11 protein-coding genes are annotated in these 22,529 nt (G+C 65.6%); 3 read left to right on the top strand and 8 right to left on the bottom strand.

The window, feature by feature from the left end; translation table 11 throughout:
• The first annotated feature begins 95 nt into the window (after positions 1–95).
• From J3S28_RS15060 to J3S28_RS15050, 3 genes are all read left to right on the top strand, one after another.
• Entirely contained in the window at positions 96–3,485 is a 3,390-nt protein-coding gene (locus J3S28_RS15060) for an arabinosyltransferase domain-containing protein (RefSeq protein ID WP_207841560.1), read from the top strand.
• Complete coding sequence (locus tag J3S28_RS15055; protein WP_207841559.1) at positions 3,478–6,774, top strand: arabinosyltransferase domain-containing protein; 3,297 nt, start codon at positions 3,478–3,480, stop codon at positions 6,772–6,774. The genes J3S28_RS15060 and J3S28_RS15055 overlap by 8 nt, the downstream gene beginning before the upstream one ends.
• Before the next feature lie 70 nt (positions 6,775–6,844).
• On the top strand, positions 6,845–7,345 hold the full coding sequence (locus J3S28_RS15050) for a hypothetical protein (RefSeq protein WP_207841558.1): 501 nt from the start codon (positions 6,845–6,847) through the stop codon (positions 7,343–7,345).
• A 94-nt stretch (positions 7,346–7,439) separates the two neighbouring features.
• Here J3S28_RS15050 and J3S28_RS15045 read toward each other — a convergent pair whose 3' ends face one another.
• The 8 genes from J3S28_RS15045 to J3S28_RS15010 all read right to left on the bottom strand — a co-directional run bounded on the left by J3S28_RS15045 (position 7,440) and on the right by J3S28_RS15010 (position 22,182).
• Entirely contained in the window at positions 7,440–8,990 is a 1,551-nt protein-coding gene (locus tag J3S28_RS15045; protein ID WP_207841557.1) for an acyl-CoA carboxylase subunit beta, read from the bottom strand.
• Positions 8,987–14,290, bottom strand: a complete 5,304-nt coding sequence (pks13, locus tag J3S28_RS15040) for a polyketide synthase Pks13 (RefSeq protein ID WP_207841556.1) — start codon at positions 14,288–14,290, stop codon at positions 8,987–8,989. Before pks13 ends, J3S28_RS15045 begins: the two co-directional genes overlap by 4 nt.
• 12 nt (positions 14,291–14,302) lie before the next feature.
• The gene (fadD32, locus tag J3S28_RS15035) at positions 14,303–16,201 is read right to left on the bottom strand and encodes a long-chain-fatty-acid--AMP ligase FadD32 (protein WP_237341616.1); all 1,899 of its coding nucleotides are present in this window, start codon (positions 16,199–16,201) and stop codon (positions 14,303–14,305) included.
• A 242-nt stretch (positions 16,202–16,443) separates the two neighbouring features.
• Positions 16,444–17,439, bottom strand: a complete 996-nt coding sequence (locus J3S28_RS15030; protein ID WP_207841555.1) for an LLM class F420-dependent oxidoreductase — start codon at positions 17,437–17,439, stop codon at positions 16,444–16,446.
• Between the two features lie 134 nt (positions 17,440–17,573).
• Positions 17,574–18,548, bottom strand: a complete 975-nt coding sequence (locus J3S28_RS15025) for a cutinase family protein (RefSeq protein WP_207841554.1) — start codon at positions 18,546–18,548, stop codon at positions 17,574–17,576.
• Between the two features lie 10 nt (positions 18,549–18,558).
• On the bottom strand, positions 18,559–19,089 hold the full coding sequence (locus tag J3S28_RS15020) for a DUF732 domain-containing protein (RefSeq protein ID WP_207841553.1): 531 nt from the start codon (positions 19,087–19,089) through the stop codon (positions 18,559–18,561).
• A 109-nt stretch (positions 19,090–19,198) separates the two neighbouring features.
• Entirely contained in the window at positions 19,199–21,052 is a 1,854-nt protein-coding gene (locus J3S28_RS15015) for an alpha/beta hydrolase-fold protein (protein ID WP_207841552.1), read from the bottom strand.
• A gap of 158 nt (positions 21,053–21,210) precedes the next feature.
• The gene (locus J3S28_RS15010; protein ID WP_207841551.1) at positions 21,211–22,182 is read right to left on the bottom strand and encodes an alpha/beta hydrolase; all 972 of its coding nucleotides are present in this window, start codon (positions 22,180–22,182) and stop codon (positions 21,211–21,213) included.
• Between the last annotated feature and the right edge of the window lie 347 nt (positions 22,183–22,529).

Below are 22,529 nucleotides of genomic sequence, written 5' to 3'. Positions count from 1 at the left end.
CTCACCTGGCCTGCGGCGGTGAGCAGAGCGTGCGATCTCCTCGCACGCTCGGGGCAGGTTAGAACTCTCAGGTCTGTGCAATACCATCGTTGCTCGTGCCTGTGTCCTCTCACATCCCCCGTGCGGGGACTGTCCGTTGGGCCGCAATTGTCGCGGGTCTGGTGGGAATCGTCTTGTGTGCGATCACCCCGTTGTTGCCCGTCAATCAGTCGACCTCCACGATCAACTGGCCACAGGGGCAAGCCCTGTCGGGTGAGACCGCATCGGTCACCGCTCCGCTCATCGCCCAGACCCCCAAGACGTTCGATGCGAGGATTCCCTGCACGCTGATCGACACTCTCGGCGCCGAAGGTGGGCTGGTCCTGGCGACCATGCCGCAGGCAGCTCAGAGCTTCAACCAGAACGCTCTGGTCGTGGGTGCCTCCCCGACCGCGGTCTCGGTGATCTTCCGCAACGAACTAGCCGCCAGTGCCCCACGTACCGAGGTGGGATCGCCGCAGTGCCGCGAACTCCACATCTGGTCGGGCCCCGGCGGTGTCGGCGCCGAGTTCGTCGGACTGGGACCGGCGACCACGCTCGGCATCGACCAGCGCCCGCAGTTCGACGGCATCTTCACATCGCTGTCGACCGCCGAGGTCAATGCAGCTGCGCAGCAGGGCCTCTCGGTGACCACCGTTGTCGACACCCGCTTTGCCAACTCGCCGTCGATCATCAAGCTGCTCGCCATGATCGTCGGCGTCATCGCCGTGATCACCTCACTGGTGTGCCTGGCCCTTCTCGACAGGATCGGTGGATACCACCGGCTCGTCGGCGAACGCTCCTGGAAGCGGATCCTGCGGCCGCGGGTCAGCGACCTCGCCGTCACCGCGGTCCTACTGATCTGGCACTTCCTCGGTGCCGCATCGCCCGACGACGGTTACATCCTCAACATGGGCCGCGCATCCGACGGTGCGGGATATCTGGCGAACTACTACCGCTTCTACGGCATCGCCGAGGCCCCGTTCGACTGGTACTACTCCTTCCTGGCCATGTGGTCGCAGGTGTCCGCATCGGGACTGTGGATGCACATCCCGTCCCTGCTGGCGGGGCTCGCGTCGTGGTTCATCCTGTCGCGGGTGCTGCTTCCGCGACTCGGTGCCGGTGTCCGGCGCAGCCCATGGGCCGTCTGGGCGGCCGCCGCCGTGTTCACAGCCTTCTGGATCCCGTTCGCGAGCGGGCTGCGCAGTGAATCGATCATCATCCTGGGATCGCTCCTGACCTGGTGGGCGGTCGAGCACGCCATCGCGACGCGACGACTGCTGCCCGCGGCACTGGCCGCGCTGGTGGCCGGATTCACGCTCGCTCTCGCCCCACAGGGCGTCATCGCCCTCGCGGTCCTGATCGTCGGCGCCCGGCCGATGCTCAGAATCCTTCTCGAACGCAGCCGCGAGGATCACCACGGTGACCGGTCCCCGACCACCGAACCTCGCGTCCGCTACTTCCGGCTCGCCTCCCTGATGGCCCCCTCGATGGCCGCCGCGTCCCTCGTGGTGTTGGTCGTCTTCCGCGACCAGACCCTGTCCACCGTGTTCGACGCCGTGCGGACCCGCTACATCGTCGGACCGACCATCTCGTGGTGGCAGGAGTACCTGCGGTACTACTTCCTCACCGTCACCACCGATGACGGCGCCCTGACCCGTCGCGTCCCGGTCCTGCTGCTCCTCGCCTCGGTGTTCGTGACTCTCGCGGTCATGTTGCGGCGCAGCAAGATCCGCGCGATCGATCCGGGTCCGGTGTGGCGGGTGCTCGGCGCCACCCTGGTCACGCTGCTGCTGATGATGTTCACCCCGACCAAATGGACGATCCACTTCGGCATCTTCGCCGGATTCGCCGCCGCGCTCGCTGCGACGGCCACCATCGCAGTCGCCCAGTCAGCGGCCCGCTCGACGCGAAATCTCTCGGTGTTCGTGGCGGGTCTGATGTTCGCCCTCGCCGCCGCCATGGCCGGAGAGAACGCCTGGCCCTGGGCATTCGACTTCGGGATCTCGTGGTTCGACAAGGCTCCAGTGATCGCGGGGCGTGAGGTGTCGACGCTCTTCCTCGTCCTCGCTGTGATCGCCGGGGCTGTCGCGGTGTGGCAGCACCTTCGTCTGGACTATGTGGAGAACAAGGGACTTGCGCACAGCCGCAACGACTCCGGACCGAGTACCGACTCCGGCGCCGACAGCGGTTCCGATCGCGCCGCCCGCTCCGATCGGCGGCGCCTGTTCATTGCCTCCTCTCCGATCGCGTTGATCGCCGGATTCATGGTGATCTGCATGCTCGCGGTCTTCGCCAAGGCCGCCCTGGCCCGCTACCCGGCGTACACCGTGCTGGGCGCCAATCTCGACACCCTGCGCGGCAACAGCTGTGCAATGGCCGATGCCGTTCTCGTGGAACCGGATCCGAACCAGGGCACGCTGACCCCGGCGGGTGGGGCCACGGCGTCGCAGGCCCTCGCAGGCGACGACCCGATCGGGTTCACCCCCGACGGCGTCGCGCCTGATCTGACTCCCGAGGCCGGATCGGCCCGACCAGGTCAGATGAACGTCTCGGCCAGCTTCAACAAGCCGTTCGTGGTTTCCGGTGCGGGCGCCGGCATCACCGGAGGCATCGGCCCCGAAACCGTCAACGGGTCCACGGTCGCATTACCGTTCGGTCTGGATCCGGCGACCACCCCGGTGCTGGGCAGTTACGGCTACGACAGCGGTGAGGCGAACCTCGAGACCGGCTGGTACGAGTTGCCGGCCCGCGACGCGTCACCGCTTCTGGTGTTCAGTGTCGCCGGACCGGTGTTCACCCTCAACGACGAAGGTGTGTCGACGTTCGGGCAACAGCTCCAGGTGCAGTTCGGTGCGAGCGGACCCGACGGTTCCTTCACCGAACTCGGGCCGTTGATCCGGCCGATCGATCCGGGTCCGGACAAGCCGAACCGGCCATGGCGCAACCTGCGGGTCCCGATGGATCAGGTACCCGCCGGCGCGACCGCGATGCGGATCATCGCCAAAGACAACAACGTCAACCCGAAGCAGTGGCTGGCGATCACCCCGCCGCGCGCTCCGCAACTGCAGACGCTGCAGGACGTGGTCGGATCGCAGGCACCGACCCTCATCGATTTCAGCGTCGGAAGCCAGTTCCCGTGCCAGCGCCCGTTCGCGATCACCGACGGCGTCGCCGAGATCCCGCAGTGGCGGATCCTGCCGGACCGCGTCACCGCGGCATCGCAGTCCAAGACCTGGCAGGCAGCCGAGGACGGCGGCGTGCTCGCGGTGAGTGAGTCGATGACCAGCGCGAACACCGTCGCCACCTACCTGAAGGACGACTGGTTCAGGGACTGGGGCTCACTGGAACGACTGACCCCGCTGGTGCCCGATGCACCGTCCGCGACGATCACCACCGGCACCCAGAGCAAGTGGGGATGGGCCCGTACCGGCTCCCTGAGAGTGGTGCCGCAGAGCAATGAGTGAAAAGGCAAGCACCATCAGTAAAAACCGATCCGTGCGCGGATTCGCCGGTCCCGGCTACCGAAACGTGAAGATCGTCGCGGTCGTCGCGGGTCTGATCGGATTTCTCCTGGCCTGTCTGAGCCCGTTGATGCCGGTGAAACAGACCACAGCAGAACTCAATTGGCCGCAGGACAATTCGGTCACCAACGTCGCCGCGCCGCTGGTGTCGTTCGTACCCACCGACCTGCGGGTGTCCGTGCCGTGTGCAACCGCGGCCGACCTACCCGCCTCAGGGGGCGTGCTGCTCTCGACCCTGCCCACCGGCGGCGCCGAGGCCACCTCACGCGGGTTGTTCATCCGGGCCACCGCCGACAGCATCACCGTCACCGGTCGTGACGTCGTACTGCTGACCGCCGACCGCGCGAGCGCTCAGTCGAATCCGAACTGCCGCATCATCTTCAACGCCGATGGCAAAGGCGCCTCCGGCGAGATAGTCGACGGCGGCTCCGAAGGTCAGCTCTCGTTCGACGTACCCGACCCCAATCTGCGGCCGCAGATCGTGGGTGTCTTCACCGAACTACCCGAAGGCACCTCGCCGGCGGGACTCGAGTTCAACGCCACCATCGACACCCGCTTCGTGACCACCCCGACGACCCTGAAATTCTTGTCCATGGTCATCGGGATCGCGATGACCGTGCTGTCGCTGGTGGCACTGGCGTTGCTCGACGCACGCGACGGACGTGGCCATCACCGCTTCCTGCCCGCTCGTTGGTGGACCATCCGCATCTCGGACGTCGTGGTGTTCGGCGTGCTCGCGTTCTGGTGGTTGATGGGGTCCAACACCTCCGACGACGGCTACAACTTCACGGTCGGCCGCATTGCGGGTGAGGCCGGATACGTCGACAATTACTACCGCTACTTCGGTGTGCCACAGGATCCGTTCGGCTGGCACTATCAGGTGATCTCGGCCATGGCCGACGTCAGCCTGTCGGCCCCCTGGATGCGATTGCCTGCGTTCTTGCTCGGCCTGCTCGGGTGGTGGCTCATCTCTCGCGAGGTCATCCCACGTCTCGGCAGGACAGTGCGGCATTCGACCCCGGCGCTGTGGTCGGCGGCCTTTGTCTTCCTCGCCATCTGGATGCCCTACAACAACGGTCTGCGGCCCGAGCCGGCCCTGGCTGTCGGTGCCCTGCTGACCTGGGTGTCGGTGGACCGGTCGATCGCCACCGGACGACTGTTACCACTGGCCCTCGCGACGACCATCGCGGCATTCACCCTGGCGCTGGCACCCGGTGGACTGATGGCTGTGGCCCTGCTCCTCGCCGGTATCCGTCCCCTGCTTCGCCGGATCATGGCCCGCAGGCATCGAGATGGCCTGCTGCCCTTGCTGATGCCGATCTTGGCCGCCGGAACCGCCGTGTTGTACAACATCTTCGCCGACCAGACGCTCTCGACGATTCTCACCTCGTCGCAGGTCGCCTCCGAGGTCGGGCCAACGCTCGAGTGGTGGCAGGAACCGGTCCGCTACTACTACCTGATGCTGCCGACCGCCGACGGCACGCTGTCCCGGCGCTTCGGCATCCTCATGGCGTTCCTGTGCCTGATGGTCGTGCTGCTCATGCTGCTGCGCCGCCGCAAGCCCATGGGCATAGCCAAGGGGCCCACCTGGCGTCTGGTCGCCGGCGTGTTCGGCTTCATGTTCTTCCTCGCGTTCACCCCCACGAAGTGGACACACCACCTCGGTGTCTACGCCGGGATCGGCGCAGCCCTGGCCGCGGCGGCCGGTGCCATGATGGCGCCGGCCCTGCTGCGGCGCAGGCGCAATCGCACGTTCTTCGCCGCCGCTGTCCTCTATGTCGTGGCTCTGTCCTTCGCAGGCACCAACGGCTGGTGGTTCGTGGCCAGCTACGGCATCCCGTGGTGGGACCAACCGCCGCAGATCGCAGGCATCCGCGTCACCTGGATCGTGTTGGTGATCGCCGTGGCCACCACCCTGGTCGGTCTGTGGCAGCACTTCCGCGACGACTACGTCGACGCCGATCAACGTACCGAGGGATCAAAGCGCCTGCACCGCTTGGCGTTCTCCCCGATGCCCGTGCTCGCGGGCCTGATGGTGCTGTTCATGATGGCGTCGTTCGCGAAGGCTGCGTACGTACAGAGGGATAGCTGGTCGTGGCTGAACTCCAACGTCGATGCCCTGCGCGGTGACATCTGCGCGCTCGCCAATGACGTTCTCGTGGAACCGGACCCGAACACGGGCCTGCTGCAGCCGGCAACGGTCGCGGGGCAGACCGACCTGACGCCGGGCGAGGCGCTGGCAGGTACCGACATGACCGGGTTCACCCCCAATGGCGTGCCGAACGATCTCTCCGTCGACGCGACGGAGTCCAGCGACACCGCCGCGGCCCAGAACACCGCCCAGACCGGCGCTGGTTCCGATGACGACTCGACCGATGCCGACGAGGCCGGTACCGGCGGCGGGCAGGGCTCGCTGGGCGTCAACGGTTCGACCGTACGGTTGCCGTTCGGTCTGAATCCCGCCGTCACACCGGTTCTCGGCAGCTTCGGATCCACCGGAGGCGACCTGACGACGGCCTGGTATCAGATGCCGGCGTCAGCGCCTGGAGCTCCTCTGATGACCCTGTCAGCGGCCGGCCGGGTCACCGCGGTCGACGGCGAGGGCGTGGTGCAGTCCGGACAGGAACTGATCGCCGAGTTCGGTCGTCCAGGACCAGGGAACACCGTGATACCGATGGGCCAGATGACGCCGATCGACATCGGTGACCCGCCGATCTGGCGTAACCTGCGATTCCCGCTCTCCGACGCTCCCCCGGGCGCATCGGTCGTGCGGATCATCGCCAAGGACACCTCGCTTGCTCCCGATCAGTGGCTGGCGGTCACGCCTCCACGCATCACCACCTTGCGCACCCTCAATGACCTTGTCGGCACCAATGATCCGGTGCTGGTCGACTGGTTGCCGGCCATGGTCTTCCCATGTCAGCAGCCCATGGCGGTCAAGTACGGCGTCACGGAGGTGCCCAAGTGGCGCATCCTGCCCGACGCCCAGGCCACCAGACAGAACAGCCAGACCTGGATGTCGGGTGATGCGGGTGGTCCACTCGGCATCACCCAGGCCATGCTGCGGCCCACCATCATTCCGTCCTACCTGCGGAACGACTGGGGACGCGACTGGGGATCTCTGCAACAGTTCACCGAGATCGCGTCCGCGAAGCCTGCACAGATCGAGCTGGGTTCGAGCACGCATTCGGGATTGTGGTCACCGGCGCCGATGCGGGCTGTGGGTTACTGAACCCGGCCGTTCGTCTCCGGCGGGCATGCCACACTGAGTCGGGATCGAAAGATGCGGGAGGGTGTGGGTGATGGCCGAGCGGTTGTGGAGGGCCGTCTGGCTTCAGGCAGCGCTGGTGGGTTTCGGTATCGGCATCATCGCCGTCGTCGCCTGGTACTTCATCGCACCGGACGTCGACGGACTGGAATCGACGATCCACGTGCCGCGAGGCCAGGACCTCAACCTCAAGGTGCCCCTGCTGATCTGGCTGACGCCGCCGATCTTCGCCCTGTGCGGCGGTGTGTTCGGGTGGGCGACCATTCGGTTCACCTCACACCTGAGTCCTGCCACCCGCAGCGAGTTCCTCAGCATCATGACCGTCGCCGGGTGCACACTGGGCGGCACCGCGGTGTTGGCCACCGTCTGGCTGGTTCCGCACAACGCCGAACTCGTCGACGGTGACGACGGCTACCTCCCCGACATCGGCTTCACCTGGGCCTACCTGTTCCCGATCATGGGGTTCGCGATCGGCGTGATGTTCGCAGGCAACATCCGTCATCCCGACGAGGACGCAGAACTCGAGTCGAGCTGAGCCTGGTGACAACAAACCCACCCGTTCTGGTCAAACCCAGTTCTCTCGAACCCCTGGATTTGCCTGCAACGGGTGGGTTTGTGGAGGAGCGCTGTCAGATCGGCATCAACAGGTGCTTACGCGGCGACCGGATGACGTGCTTGTCCTTCAACTGCGCCAGTGCTTTCCGGAGCGCGAGGCGGGTCTCCGACGGTTCGATCACCGCATCGATGTAGCCGCGTTCGGCCGCGAGGTACGGGGTGGCCATCGCCGTGTTGTAGAAGTCGATGAAATCCTGCCGGATCTTGTCGGCTTCTTCCGGCGTCGCGTTCTCGGTCTGCCGCCGGGTGAGCACGGCCGCAGCGGACTCGGCTCCCATCACCGCGATCTTGGCCGTCGGCCACGCGAAGTTCAGGTCAGCGCCGAGTTGCTTGCTGCCCATCACCGCATACGCGCCGCCGTACGCCTTGCGCAGCACCACCGTGATCTTCGGGACGTCGGCCTCGACGTAGGCGTAGAGGAAACGTCCGGAGCGCCTGATCGTGCCCTTCCGCTCCTCCTCCAGTCCGGGCAGGATGCCCGGGGTGTCGACCAGGAAGATGAGCGGGATGTTGTAGGCGTTGCACAGCCGGACGAACCGGCTGGCCTTCTCCGACGAATCCGTGTCCAGCACACCGGACATGACGTTCGGCTGGTTCGCCACGATCCCGACCGACGCCCCGTCGATCCGCGAGAACCCGGTCAGGATGTTGGACGCATAGAGCTCACCGATCTCGTGAAACGAACCGTCGTCGAAGATCCGGACGATGATGTCGCGCATGTCGTAGCCGGCGTTGTCGTTGTCGGGCATGAAGGTGTTGAGGGAGAGATCGGTCTCGGTGATCTCCGGTTCGAGCCCGGGGTTGATGATCGGTGGCCGCTCGTGAACGGTCGACGGCATGTATTCGAGGTAGTCGCGAACCCAGTCGAACGCGGCCTGCTCGTCATCGGCCAGGTGATGCAGGTTGCCCCAGCGCGCCTGGTTGAACGACCCACCCAGCTCTTCGGGGGTGACGTCCTCGCCGGTCACCTGCTTGAGCACGTCGGGTCCGGTCACGAACATGAAGCTCTGGTCTTTGACGCCGACCAGGACATCAGTGTTGGCCGGGCCGTACACCGCTCCGCCCGCACACTTTCCGAGGATCACCGACACCTGCGGGGCGAGCCCGGAGATCAGGTCGCTACGGCGACCCATCTCGGCGTACCAGGCCAACGAGGTGACGGCATCCTGGATGCGCGCGCCCGCCGAGTCGTTGATACCGACGACCGGGCAACCCACCTTGCCCGCCCACTCCATGATGGCCGCGACCTTGCGCCCGAACATCTCACCGACCGTGCCGCCGAAGACCGCTTGATCGTGCGAAAACGCCGCCACGGGACGGCCGTTCACCAAACCGTGGCCGGTGACAACGCCGTCGCCATACCCGGTGTCGGCGGCGCCGGGCATCTTGGCCAGCTGCCCGATCTCGACGAAGGTACCGGGATCGAACAGCATGTTCAGGCGATCACGCGGCGACCCGATGCCCTTTGCAGCGCGCTTCGCGATGGCTTTGTCGCCACCGGGTTCTTTTGCGGACTCGAGCTTTTCAAGGAGCTCTTTGAGCTTCCCGGCGGTCGTGTCAGTCAATCTTTGGTCACTTTCCCTGCGAGTTCGTCGAGCCGGGCGGTCAGATCGGCACCGATGATTCCGATGTATGGCTCGTCGACGATGCCGAGGTGATCGCCTCCGACGTGGACGATCTCGAGATCCTCCACGACCTCACCCCATCGGCCGTCCTCGTCGATCTCGGCCCACGCCGGCTCCAATTCGATGGCACCCTCGTGCATCTTCTCGGCCCGATAGAGGATGACCTTGCCGTCGTACCTGGACGGCTCGACGGTGGTCAGGGCCCGGTTGTCGAGGAAGCTGGTGCGTTGGTGCTCGATGATCCCGCCGGGGATCTTGGCATCGCTCATCGCGAGCATCTCCATGATGATCCGGAACTGGCCCTCGTCATCGGCCTGCACCAGCCGTTCCATCGGCAGCGGCGCATCGTCGAGACCGTAGGTGCGCTTGGCGAACTCGTAGTAACGCTCGAGCCGGGCCCGCTTGGCCTCCGGGGTGTCGACGATGGGCTCGCGGGGGCGGACCACATCGATCAGACCGACGAACGACACCTCGTCGCCCGCCTCGGTCAGCAACTGCGCAGCGCCGTACGCGAGAGCGCCACCGAGTGACCATCCGACCAAGATGTACGGGCCTTCCGGCTGCACCTCTTTGAGTTTCGGGTAGTACTGCTTGACGCGTTCTTCGATGGTGCCTTCGACTCGGTCGAACCCGATGACGGGCACGTCGGCCGGAAGTCGTTTGAGCAGAGCCTCGTACGCGGCGGTCGAACCACCGGCCGGGTGGAACACCAGTACCGGTGTCCGATCCGAGTTCTCCGGTGTCCGGAGGTAGCGGACGAATCCGTCCACGAGCCCGCCCTCGAGATGCTCGCGCACGTAGTTCGACATCGTCTCGATGTTGTCGGCGTCGATGACGTCCTCGATGTCCAGTTCGCCGCCGGCACGCTCGGAGAGCCTGGCGGTCAGCTTCTCGGCCATCTCGTCGTCGAGTACCGGAAGCGGGTTGAAGATTCCACCCGCAGACTTACCTGTCACCACCGCCCACACGCCGAAGGTCAGACGCTCGGCGGCATCACGGGGCGGGACGTCGGCGCCTGCTGCGGCCGCCACCGCGGCCTGATTCTGCAGATTCGCTGGTGCCGCAGTCACTTCGGGCTTGACCACTGGTTCGGGCTCGACCACGGGTTCGGCCACTACCGCGGGTTCCGAGTGCGCTTCGGTTTCGACGATCGCCTGTGCCTGCGCCTCGGGCTCGCCCGCGTCGTTGGAGTCACCGGCCTCGATCAACTGCGCCAGAGCAGCGGTATCGAGCTCACCCTTGCCCTCGGCCTCGGCAGCGAGTGCCTGCACCTCATCACGATGTTCCACGGCGTAGGTGACGAACTTGACGACGTCCTGCAGGTTCGCATCGCGCATGGCCTGCAGTTGCAGCTGCGGGATGTCGAACTCCCACTCGGCACGGTTCTTGATGCGCATCGCCATCAGCGAATCGAGGCCCAGCTCGATCAACGGGATCTCGCGGGGCAGGTCCTCGGGTTCATAACCCATCGACTCCGCGACGATGTTTGCCAGCCGATCATCGACGCTCTCACCTGATTCCGGGTCCCAGCGGGCACCGATCTCCTCGGACACCTCAGGGTCGGTGGTGACGGAGTTGTCGACGAAACCGGACTTCTCCGCACTGACCTGGGTTGCAGCGGAGGCGGGGACAGCCGGAGCCGTCAGGGCCGCACCGGAGGTGACCACGGCATCGAGCAACAGCCGGAACGAATCACCGAGGGCGGCATGCACCTGGAGGGCACCTCCGCCTGGGTGGGGAGCGAGCGTGGTCGTCAATGTCGTGGCGCCGAGCGCCTCACCATGCGGCTGGACCGCGGTGACCCGCACGTCGGACAGCACCTGCTCGGCAGCGGCTTTCACCAGCTCGGTCAGGTCGGTGGCTGCGGACGCCGCCACCTGCCACACGTGGCGGCCGTCGGGCAGCGACACGTGTGACCCGGGAATTCGGCCCTCGCCGGAACCACCCGAGATCGACGCGGTGAGCCAGTATGGTTTGCGCTCGAAGCGGGTCCGCGGAACGTGGGCGAAATCGCCCTGCCCGAACAACGATCCGACGTCGACGGCGTGCCCATGGACATAGAGCTTCATCAGCGCGTTGATCACGCCGTAGCTCTCGTCTTCCTTACGGCGCAGCGTCTCGATGAGTTCGGCGTCATGGATGCCGGCCGAGAACGTCACCGCGGCAACGGAGATCAGCACGGCTGGGTTCGGTGAGAGTTCCAGGAATGTGGTGTGCCCGTTCTCTACGGACTTCGACACCGCCTGGGAGAACCAGACACTGTGCCGCAGCCCCTTGGTCCAGTACTCCACCGCGTGCACGGGTGCGTGCCCCGGACGGTAGAACGCCTCGCGGTCCACCGAGCTGTAGAAACCGATCTTCGGCGGCAGCGGCTCGATCCCGGTGAGCTCGTAGGCGAGTTCACCGAGCAGCGGATCGGTCTGCGACGTGTGGCTGGCACCCTTGGTCGCGAGCTTGCGACCGAGCTTGCCTTCGCTCTCTGCGCGCGCCACGATCGCGTCGACCTGCGGCTCGGGTCCACCGATGACCGTGTGGGTCGGCGCCGCATAGACGCAGATCTCGAGGTCGGGATAGTCCACGAGCACGTCGGTGATGTCGTCCGCGCTGTACTCGACCAGCGCCATTAGTCGGATGTCGTCACCGGTCAGCGTCGCCTCGGCTTCGCCCATCAGGCGGGACCGCTGGCAGATGACCCGCACTGCATCCTCGAGCGAGAGCCCGCCGGTGATGTATGCGCCGGCGGCTTCGCCCATCGAATGCCCGACCACGACACCGGCATCCGCGCCATGGTGGCGTAGCAGCTCGGCGAGTCCGATCTGGATGGTGAAGATACCGACCTGCGAGGTCTCGATCTCATAGGTGATCGCATCGTCGAGGATCTTCTCCACCATGGAGTAGCCGAGTTCGTTCTCGACGAGCGCGTCGACCTTGTCGACCGCAGCGGCGAACACCGGGTTCTCGGTGTAGAGCTGTTTCGCCATCTTGCGGTGCTGCGACCCGAAGCCCGACAGCAACCACACCGCGGACGCGGAATCCGGTGAGTCACAGGTGTAGACGTGCGGGTTGTTCTTGTTGTCCGCCACCGCACGCAGGCCCTTGAGCGCCTCTTCGTGCGTACGGGCCATCACGACCGAGCGGGTCCGGCCGTGGTTGCGGTGCGCCAGGGTGCGGCCGATGTCGACGAGTGGGGTTGCTTTCGCCTCGTCGGTCTCGAACCAGTCGGCGAGGTCGGCGGCCGACTTTCGGCGTCGCGAGGGCAGGAACCCCGAGACCACCAGCGGGACAACCGAACCCTCGGCCTTGCACGGTGCGAAGCCTTCGGTCGGATCGACCTCGGCCGCGGGCTCGTCGGCCACGGTGGCGAGCTGCCCGAGCGCGGCACGCTCGGCGTCGGTCAGGTACTCCTCGTCGTCTTCGTCGTCGACGAATGCCTGGACCGTGGCCTGGGCGGCCGGGGCCGCGTTCTGGGCGACCGGTTCGGTGAGGTCTTCGGGCGTGACCTCGCGCACCACCACGTGCGCGTTGGTGCCACCGAAGCCGAAGCCCGAGACGCCGGCGACGGCATGACCGGAGTAACGCGGCCAGTCGGAGGCCTCTCCGATGACCTGCAGTCGCAGGGCGTCGAACTGGATGTACGGGTTGGGTCCGGCATAGTTCAGTGACGGCGGGAGCTTGTTCTCTCCCAGTGCCAGCACCACTTTGATGAGACCCGCAGCGCCGGCGGCGGCCTCGAGGTGACCGAAGTTGGTCTTGACCGATCCGAGCAGGATCGGCTTGTCGGCGTCGCGGCCCTTGCCCAGTACGCGCCCCAGGGCGTCGGCTTCGATCGGGTCACCCAGGATGGTGCCGGTGCCGTGCGCCTCGATGTAGTCGACGTCCCGCGGATCAATCGCGGCGTCGGTGTACGCCGACTGCAGCACCTGCACCTGCGCTTCGGGATTGGGTGCAGGCAGGCCGTTGGACCGGCCGTCGGAGTTGACGGCCGAACCCGCCACCACCGCGAGCACCTTGTCGCCGTCGCGTCGTGCGTCGGACAGGCGCTTGAGCACGACGAGTCCGCCGCCTTCGGCACGGATCATGCCGTCCGCGTCGGACGAGAAGGCTTTGATGCGGCCGTCTTTGGACTGCACGCCCACCGAGTCGAAGCCCAATGTCGCCGCCGGCGTGATGAGCATGTTGACGCCGCCGGCCAGGGCGACATCGGATTCCCCGGAACGCAGGCTGCGCACGGCCTGATGCACCGCGACCAGTGATGACGAGCACGCGGTGTCGAGGGCGACCGAGGGACCACGGAAATCGAAGTAGTACGAAACCCGGCCTGCGACGATGGACGTGGAGGTACCGGTGAGGGCGTACGCCGCGGTTTCGCCCGCCCCTTCGGGATCAGAGACCGCCAGCATCTGGTAGTCGTTGGTGGAGCTGCCGATGAAGACACCGACCTGCCCGCCCTTGAGATCGCTGGCGGGGATGTGCGCGTGTTCGAGCGCTTCCCAGGTCAGTTCGAGCGCAAGACGCTGCTGCGGGTCGACCATCTCGACCTCGCGCGGCGACATCTGGAAGAAGTCGGCGTCGAATCCCTTGACATCGTCGAGGTAGCCGCCGTGCAGATTGGCATCGGCCAGCACCTTGGCGATGCGCGGTTCCGCCTTGAACTCTGTCCAGCGGTCGTCCGGCAGATCGCTGACACCCTCACGGCCGTTGATCAGCAGGTCCCAGGTCGACTCCGGGGTGTGGCCCGCCTTCGGGAACCGGGTTGCCACACCGACGATCGCGATGTCGTCGTCGTCGCCGCGCACACGCTGATAGCGGCCGGAGTCCTCGTCGTCATCGCGACCTTCGTCGGGATCACCTTCGATGATGCGCTTGGCCAGCGACGCGATGGTCGGATGCTGATAGGCGACGGTGGCGGTGAGGATCACCCCGGTCTTCTCCTCAATGTCACCGGACATCGCCACGGCGTCGCGCGAAGACAATCCGAATTCTTCGAGGGGGCGGTCATCGGAGACCTGGTCGACCGGAAGCCCCGTGGTGTCGGAGACCCACTGCCGCAGCCACTCACGTAGCTCGGTGACGGTCATGTCCCCGGCGGTCTCACCGTCGGAACCGCTGTCCGAGGCAGCCGGTTCACCGACGGGGGTCACCTCGACGCCATCGTCGTCAGTCCCGGGACCGAACGTCGAGCCCGGCAACTTGTCGTCCGAGGTCAGATTCGTCTCGCTCGAGCTGTTCAGTTCAGGCATCGCCAGTCCAGACTATTGATTGTCGTTCGGCGCATCGGGGAACGCGGTCTGCTGGTATCCACCACGCAGGGTTCCGTCGATGTACGCCGCCTTGCACGCACGTCGGGCGATCTTGCCGCTGGAGGTACGGGGGATGGACCCGGCCGGGACCATCAACACATCCCGTGCCATCACGCCGTGTCGCTGCGCCACCGACGCGCGCACCGTGTCAGCGACCTCCTGCGGATCGACCTTCTTGCCGGGTCCGCGTTCGGCCACGATCACCAATTGTTCCGACGCGTCGTCGGCATCGAACTTCAGACCGCTGGCCGAGTTCTCGAACACGACCTCGGGGAGCTCGTTCGACGGGACCGCGAACGCGGCGACGAAGCCCGGCCGCAGCGCGGCGCTCGCCTCCTGCGCGGAGAACTCGAGATCTTGTGGGTAGTGGTTACGGCCGTCGACGATCACCAGGTCCTTGACGCGGCCGGTGATGTAGAGCTCACCGTCGAGCCAGACGCCGTAGTCGCCGGTCTTCATCCACTTGCTGTTCTTCGGAGCGCCGAGACTGTGGCTGCCCTCCTCGAGCGGGGTGACGAGCTTGTTGTTGAACGTCTCCTCCGTCTCTTCCGGACGTCCCCAGTAGCCGTGGCCGATGTTCATGCCGTTCAGCCAGATCTCGCCGACGTGACCGTCGGGACGCTCGGCACCGGTCTCGGAGTCCGCGATGACCGCCCACTGGCTCACCGAGACCTGACCGCACGAGACCTGCGCGACCGCACCGGGAGCATCCTGGTCGACGATCTTGAACTTGCCTGCGTTCAGTTCTTCGCGGTCGACGTAGACGATCTTCGCCTCGTTGTCGCGTTTGGTCGACGAGACGAACAGCGTCGCCTCTGCCATGCCGTACGACGGTTTGATCGACGTCTTCGGCAGACCGTAGGGACCGAACGCGTCGTTGAACTTCTTCATCGAACTGACCGTGACCGGCTCGCTGCCGTTGATCAGACCGATGACGTTGCTCAGGTCGAGGTCTTCACCTTCCTTCGGGAGGCCGCGTACGGCCGCGTGCTCGAACGCGAAGTTCGGTGCTGCGGCGAACGTTTCGGTCCCGTCGGCCTGGGCCGCGAGTTCCTTGATCCATCGACCGGGCCGACGTACGAACGCCTGCGGGCTCATGATGGTGATGTATTTGCCACCGAGTGCGGGCAGGATGACGGTCAGCAGTCCCATGTCGTGGAACATCGGCAGCCAGGTCACCCCGCGCGAGTTGTGGTCGAACTCGATCGCGTCGATCATCTGCAGCGCGTTGGCCGCCACCGACTCGAACGTGATGATCACACCGGCGGGGACGCGGGTCGAACCCGAGGTGTACTGCAGGTACGCGGTGTCGTGGAGCTTCGGCGTCGGACGGACCCAGGACTCACCGACCGAATCCGGGACCGCGTCGACCGCGATGACACGAGGGCGTTCCTTGGCGGGCAGCGGCTTGAAGAAGTCGCGTACGGCCTCTGCCGACTTGGTCGACGTCAGGATCGCGCTCGGTTTGCAGTCGGCGAGCACCGCGGTCAGCCGGTCGGTGTGGCCGGGTTCGTCCGGGGAGAACAGCGGCACGGCGATGTTGCCCGCGTACAGCGAGGCGAAGAAGCCGATGACGTACTCGAGCGACTGCGGGGCCAAGATCGCCACCCGGTCGCCCGGTTCGGTGACCTGCTGCAGACGGGCGGCGATCGCACGCAGCCGCTTGCCGAACTGGGACCACGTCAGGTCGATGGCCTCGCCGTCACGTTCGCGGCTGTAGTCCATGAACCGGTACGCCAGGGTGTCGGCCTGCTCCGCGACGTTGCGCTCGACGTAGTCGACCAGGGTTGCGTCTTCGGTGAAGAACAGATTGCCGTCCTCATCCAAAAACTGGTCAAACTCGTTGTTCATTCGCACTCCTGATAGCGACTCCGACACCTGCCGAAATACGTGTGGTCACCGGTTCTGTAGACGCCTCGACCTCTCAGCGTTCCTTATTCTTCTTGTCAAGCCAAACAAGACTCGCAGCCGCGTCCAGGCCCGAGCCAAATCGCCAACATACTACCGGTCAGTAACTCTCTTTTTGCCAGGTGGTCACCCTGAGGGGGACCAACGCCGAGGGTCAACCTACGCCACCATGGCGAAGATCATGGCTACTCACCCTTGAGCAGCGGGATGACCGGTGCGAACGCATCCATCTGAGTCGGGAAAATTCCCACGTACGACATCGTGGTCCTGCGCCGGACCTCGCGGATCTGCTCGGCGATCTGCTCGAACGATCCGAACGCCAGGTACGGCGACTGCAGGATGTCCTCGACGGAGAGCTTGACGTCCATCGCGATGTTCGGGGGGTAGCCCTGGTCGAGAGCGGCCAGCGCCATCTCGGCGGTCGCCTCCCGGTCGTCGGTGACGACGATGGTCGCGATCGTCCAGTTCAGCTCGATCTCGTCGAACCGGTCACCGGCGGCCTGCCGGATGCGATCGACCCGCTCGATGGTCTTCTCCATGGTCATGTCCGACAAGCGCAGCTTGCCCTCGGCCGTGGTGCCCGTGGCCACAGAGATGATGTCGGCATGCTTTGCGGCCAGCGCCAGCATCTTGGGTCCGCCGCCGCCCACCGCGATCGGCGGCCGAGGTCCCTGCCGCGGTCGTGGACTGCCGACGAGGCCCTTGATGGTGTAGAACTCACCGTCGAAGTTGACCTCTTCGCCGCGCAGCAGACCATCGAGAATGGTCAGCGATTCGTCGAGCCGCCGGATCCGCGCACCCGGGGACTCGAACTCGATCCCGGCCTTGTCGAACTCTTCTTTCATCCAGCCCGCGCCGATGCCGAGCTCGAGGCGGCCCTTGGACAGCACATCGATGGTCGTGGCCTCTTTGGCCAGCAGGGCCGGGTGGCGGTATCCGTTCGCGAGGACGGAGGTGGCCAGCCGGATCTTGTCCGTGGCCTGGCTCAGCGCGCCGAGCGCGGCGAGTGGGCCGACCTGATTGCCGAGGTGGTCGGGCACCGCGAAGGTGTCGAAACCGTACTCTTCGGCGGTCTGCGCGAGTTTGACGAACTTGCGGGCACCACCTTCGTCGCGGTTGCCTTCGCCACCCGCCCCGAACCGGAACTTACGCAGGCCCGACTCGGCATTCGCTGACGTCATCTCAGGTCTCCTGTTTCACAAAATCACCCGGCATCATCGCGGGCCGGATCGGGGCCCGGTCCGCCCGATGTCCCGGTCAGCCAGGGGTTGGCCGGGACAACGTTACTTCCGGACCCGGGCCCGGCAAAATGCGATCATTCGTGCTTCGGGAACGGTGCCTTGTCGATGACGCCTCGGGCCCAGTCGGTCATCCAGACGGTGGCGGGCTCTCCGTTGTCACTCCAGTAACGCGTGGTGTTGTACATCGCGTGCACCGGATTGTTGATCGCGCCCATGAGCTTCGTCAGACCCTCGACCGGATTCGCGATCGTCGGCGCATCGCAGATCAGATCGCCTGGCGCGCACAGTGAATAGGTCCGGTCGGTGAGTTCTCCGAAACCACCCGGCCGCGGCCCCGTGAGATCGATCCCCGGTATCGGCAGGATGTCGAGGGCGATCTCCGCCCCGACCCCCGGCGGGTTCGGTCCGGCGTTGCCGACCTGGTTCGGCTGCCGGCGACCGTCGGCGATCAGCCCCACCCCGATGACCAGATCCTGCGACACCGGGCCCCGACCGTTACCGATCTCACCTGCGATGTCGCCGGCGATGACCGCACCCTGCGAGAACCCTGTCAGTACGAAACTGGTCAGCGGGCACCGTTGGTTGACCTCGGCGATCTTCGCTCGCGTCGCGTTGGTCCCCTCGGCGCGCGAGGTGTTGTAGTCGACCTGTCGATCGGCCAAGTTCGTCGGGTTCTTGAACTGCGCCACATACGGGACCGTGTAGACGTCGGCGCGGGAGGTATCGAATTCGTTCGCCAGCGGCGCGGACACCTTGAGCATCAACGAGTTCGGATTCGACGTCGGGTTGTAGGGGTCGTCGTCGCTCGCCGACTCCCACGTACCGGGTACCACGATCACCTGCACGTCGGGGCAGTCCGCCGGCTGGGCGGTCGGCCGCGGAGCCGAGCTTGTAGAAGAATCGCTCGGCCCGGTGGGACCGGCCGGTTCCGGCTTGAACAGATTGATGATCAAGATCACCACGAGGATGATCGCGATGATGCTCAGGATCCCCAGACCGAGGATCGCCAGCAGCAGCAACCGGCCCTTACTTCTTTTCTTGGCGCTCATCTCGGGGGTATCAGCAGAACTTCGACTCGGCGGCCTTGATCACCTTGTCGGCGTCGGCATTGGCTTTGGCCTCATCGGTGGTTCCCGACCCCACCAGCGGCACCACGAAGATCTTGATGTCGTCGGTGCTCGCGCCCTGCTCCTTGCCGTTGCAGACGGCCTGGGCTGCGCTCAGTGCGATCGCGTTGTCGGGGTCGTTGGGAACGCTCACGCCCTGCTTCTTCAGCTCTGCGAGGTACGCCTCGGTCTTGTTGTCCGCCTCGACACCTTCGGGAACGTCGGCCGGAGCAGGCCCGGTCGCGGGCAGGCCTTCGGTGTCGTCGGGCTGGCCGTCGCTGCTGGCCTCGGTCGAGGTCGCGGCGCTGCTCGACGGGGCGGCTTCGCTGCTCGTGGCGCTGGTGCGGCTCGGCGCGCTCGTCGTGGAACTGACCGCATCGGTGGGCGCGGATGCCGTCGAGTCGTCACCGCAGCCGGTGGCCAGCGCCGCCGTCATCAGCAGCGCCGCTCCGGCGGTGAGAATCCGGATGGTCGAGCCTGTCATGTCACGTCCTTTTCTCACGTCGTCAGGAGAAGGTTGGCAGGGTGGAGCCGCCCGGCCCCGAACCCGTAGTTCTCGAATGCCAGCAAGGCTACCGAAGCGACCTGAGGATTTACTTGACGACGGCGACGCCGTTCACGACCTCGATCACACCGCGTTCGAAGAGGACCCGCGTCCCGCCGGTGATCTCCTGTGCGTCACTGATCGGGTAGCCCAGCTTGCCGTTCTCGTACCCGGCCTTGCCCCAGGCGTCGAAGATCGGACCGGGTGCGATGGCGTAAGCACCCTTCGCCGCAGTCCAGTAGATGTTTCCGCCGTCGAAGGCCGTGAGCTTGCCACCCCGGGCCAGACCGATCTCGTTGGTCTTCGGGAATCCGAGCCAGCCACCCTCGTATCCGAGGGTCGCGTACTTCTCGAAAATCTTGCCCTGCACCGAATGTGCGCCATTCGCGGGATTCCAGTAGTACGAGCCGACCTGGAAGTCCTGCACGCGCCCCTTGTCGCCTGGGGTGTTGTGCTCGTCGCCGGTCGGGTACTTCAGCGGGCCACGCTCGTAACCGCTCTTGCCCCAATCAGCGAAGATCGCGCCACCGACCGGGTGCGCACCCGTCGTCCGGGTCCAATAGATGTTGCCGTTCTGGAACCTGTTGAAGCGGCCGACCTTGTCAGGGGTCGCGAGCTCACCGCTGGTCGGGAATCCGAGCCAACCGCCGGGGCCACCTGCGGCGACGTACGCGCCGCCGATGCCGCCACCGACAACCTGTGCGCCGGTCTTGGCCGACCAGATGATGCGTCCGTTACGGAAGTCCTGCGCGCGACCACCCGGCACGTCGTACTCCGGGGTGAGGCACTCGCCGAGCGACTTGTTCGCCTTGTACACGGGCGCGATCGCGCCGCTCGTGGCACAGGCCGGCTTGTCTGTCGCGAGCCCGAGGGCCCCGGCCGCCTGCGGCCACGCCTGCTCCATCTCGAACTGCCAGTACGGCCACGTGTGCGTGCCGGAGGCGCGATAGACGGCCTGCGCCCGCACCCCGAGTTGGTTCAGCCTGCTCGCGAACTGCTGCGAGGTCACCCGTGAGAGAACCTCGAGGCCGACGCCCGCGTAGTTGGTGGCGAGACCCGGAATGGTGGACGGGGTGTCGTACTGACCGACCAGACCGTTGCCCGAGGACACGTAGAGGCTCGTCCCGCGCAGCTTGTCAGCGAGTACGTAGGGATCATGTTCTTTCCACGCCGGTGCGGTCGGCGGACCGAACATCTTCGCCGAGTCATATCCGCCCGCGTCGTTCTGCGCGAACTGGATCGCCTGCGGCATCCCGAACGAGCTCAGCTGCAGAATGCCCGAGAACGACGCGGCGAACTTGAAGAAACCGGGATTGCGGGCCGCGAGCATCATCGCTGCGCTGCCGCCCATCGACAATCCCTCGACACCGCGCACGTCGGTCGATCGCCACTGGCTCTCCATCAGGGGCGGAAGTTCCTTGGTCAGGAACGTCTCCCACTGATAGTTCTTACCGTTGTCGGGTTCGGCCCAGTCCGTGTAGAAACTCGACTCGCCGCCGACGGGGAGGACGACGTTGACGTTCTTGTCCTTGTAGAAGTCCTCGACGTTGGTGTTGAGGATCCAGCCGTTCTGATCATCCTGGGCGCGCAGACCGTCGAGCATGTACATCTGCGGGAACTTGTTCGCCGGACGGTAGTTCCAATCGCGGGCCAGCAACACCTGCACCTGGATGTTGGTGCCCATCGCGGGCGAGTAGACCCACATCGCGACCCGACGGTCGGAATACCAGAAGGTGTTGGTGATCTTGACCCCCGGCACGGCGACCGGGGCGCTGACCGCGGGGGCCTGCGGGGCGGGTACCACCGGCGCGGCCATGGCGGGCGTCGTCACGCCGAGCACCGTGCACACCGATACCGCGCCGGCCATCAGTCCGAGCGCACCGCGCACAAATTGCTTCCGCATGTAGATCTACTCCTCCAAGTCACACCCAGCAGACTCTCTGGGGACCGAACCAAAAACAGAACGCTCTACGTGTTGTCTACACGTAGAGCGTTCTGTTTTGAGGTTGCCACACCTGTGACAGGTGTGAATTTTGTGACTAGAGGGTCACGGGGGACAGATCAGCGGAACCAGCCCTGCTGGAGTGCGCGCCACATCATGTCCTGCCAGTAGCCCCACTTGTGAGTACCCGCGAACGGGTAGTCGGTGGTCAGCTGGACGCGGTTGACGAAGGCCTGCACCTCGAAGGCGCGGGTCTGTGCCAGCGACAGCATCTCGAGCGGCACGCCCTGGACGATGCTGACGGCGTTGTCGTTCTGGTTGTAGCCGCCGGGGATACCGCTGCCCGATGCCACCCGAACCTTCAGATCGTGCATCTTGGTGATCTGCACGAACGGATCATTGTCGTACCAGCGGGTGCTCCACGGCGGGCCCCACATGCTGTCGGAGTTCCACGGGCCGCCGTCGGCGTCGAGCAGAGCGACACGGATGGCCGACTTCATGCCCGGGGCCGAGAGGTTCAGGTAGCCCGACATCGAGAAGGCGTGGGAGTAGTAGCGCTTGTTGTTCGCGGCCACCACGAGCGCGGCGTTGCCGCCCATCGAGATACCGGCGATCGCCAGCTTGCCGCTCGGAACCATGTTCCGGGCGTACAGCGCCTGTGGAAGCGTGTTCGCGATGACGCAGTTCCACTTGTAGGTGTAGGTCTGGCCGTTGAAGTTGCTCGGCGCATTCCAGTCGCTGTAGAAGCTCGCGGCTCCACCGACAGGCATCACGACGTTGACGCCGCGGTCGACCATGTTCTGCACGTTGGTCTCGTGCTCCCAGCCGCTGACGTCGTTCGTCGCACGCAGGCCGTCGAGCATCACGACGGTCTTGTAGTTGCCGGGCTTGCTCCACGACCGGACCTTGACCCCGCCCGGCATCCCGCAGCCGTCCACGCGGAACTGCTGGAACCCGTTTCCGGTGCCCCAGGCGCTGGCGGTACCTGTACCGGCAACAACGCCGATACCGGCAATGGTCGCCAGTGCGGCGACGGAAGCGACTAACCGCTTTCCGAACCCCACTCGCCCAAACGGTGTGCGTACGCGCATCGAATACAACTCTCTCTCTATCCAGCGGCAACGGCCCGGACTGCAGTTCTGCAAACAACTCTGGCCACGAGGACACCGATGCTCAGGTGTCACACAGCCTCACGGACGCAGGGTGCCGCCCGTTGGCAACGCTCGGAGCCTATTAGATAGGCACCGGTCTGACAAACCCTGTGATCGGTCACACTGCGCTCCACGACGCCCTCGTGACCTGCCCAAATCGTTCTTCCCCATACGTATCGCGCCTGCAAAACGCCGCGTTACACATTTGAGACCTTGCGTGTTGCCGACCCCATTCCGGGTCGAGCGGACCTGCACTACAGCCTGAAGTTATCAGGTTTTTCTCAGGA

The organism is Williamsia soli, from assembly GCF_017377795.1.
Taxonomy (GTDB): Bacteria; Actinomycetota; Actinomycetes; order Mycobacteriales; family Mycobacteriaceae; genus Williamsia; species Williamsia soli.
The sequence above is the reverse complement of the archived record's forward strand: the minus strand, read 5'-3'. Positions and strand labels throughout refer to the sequence as shown.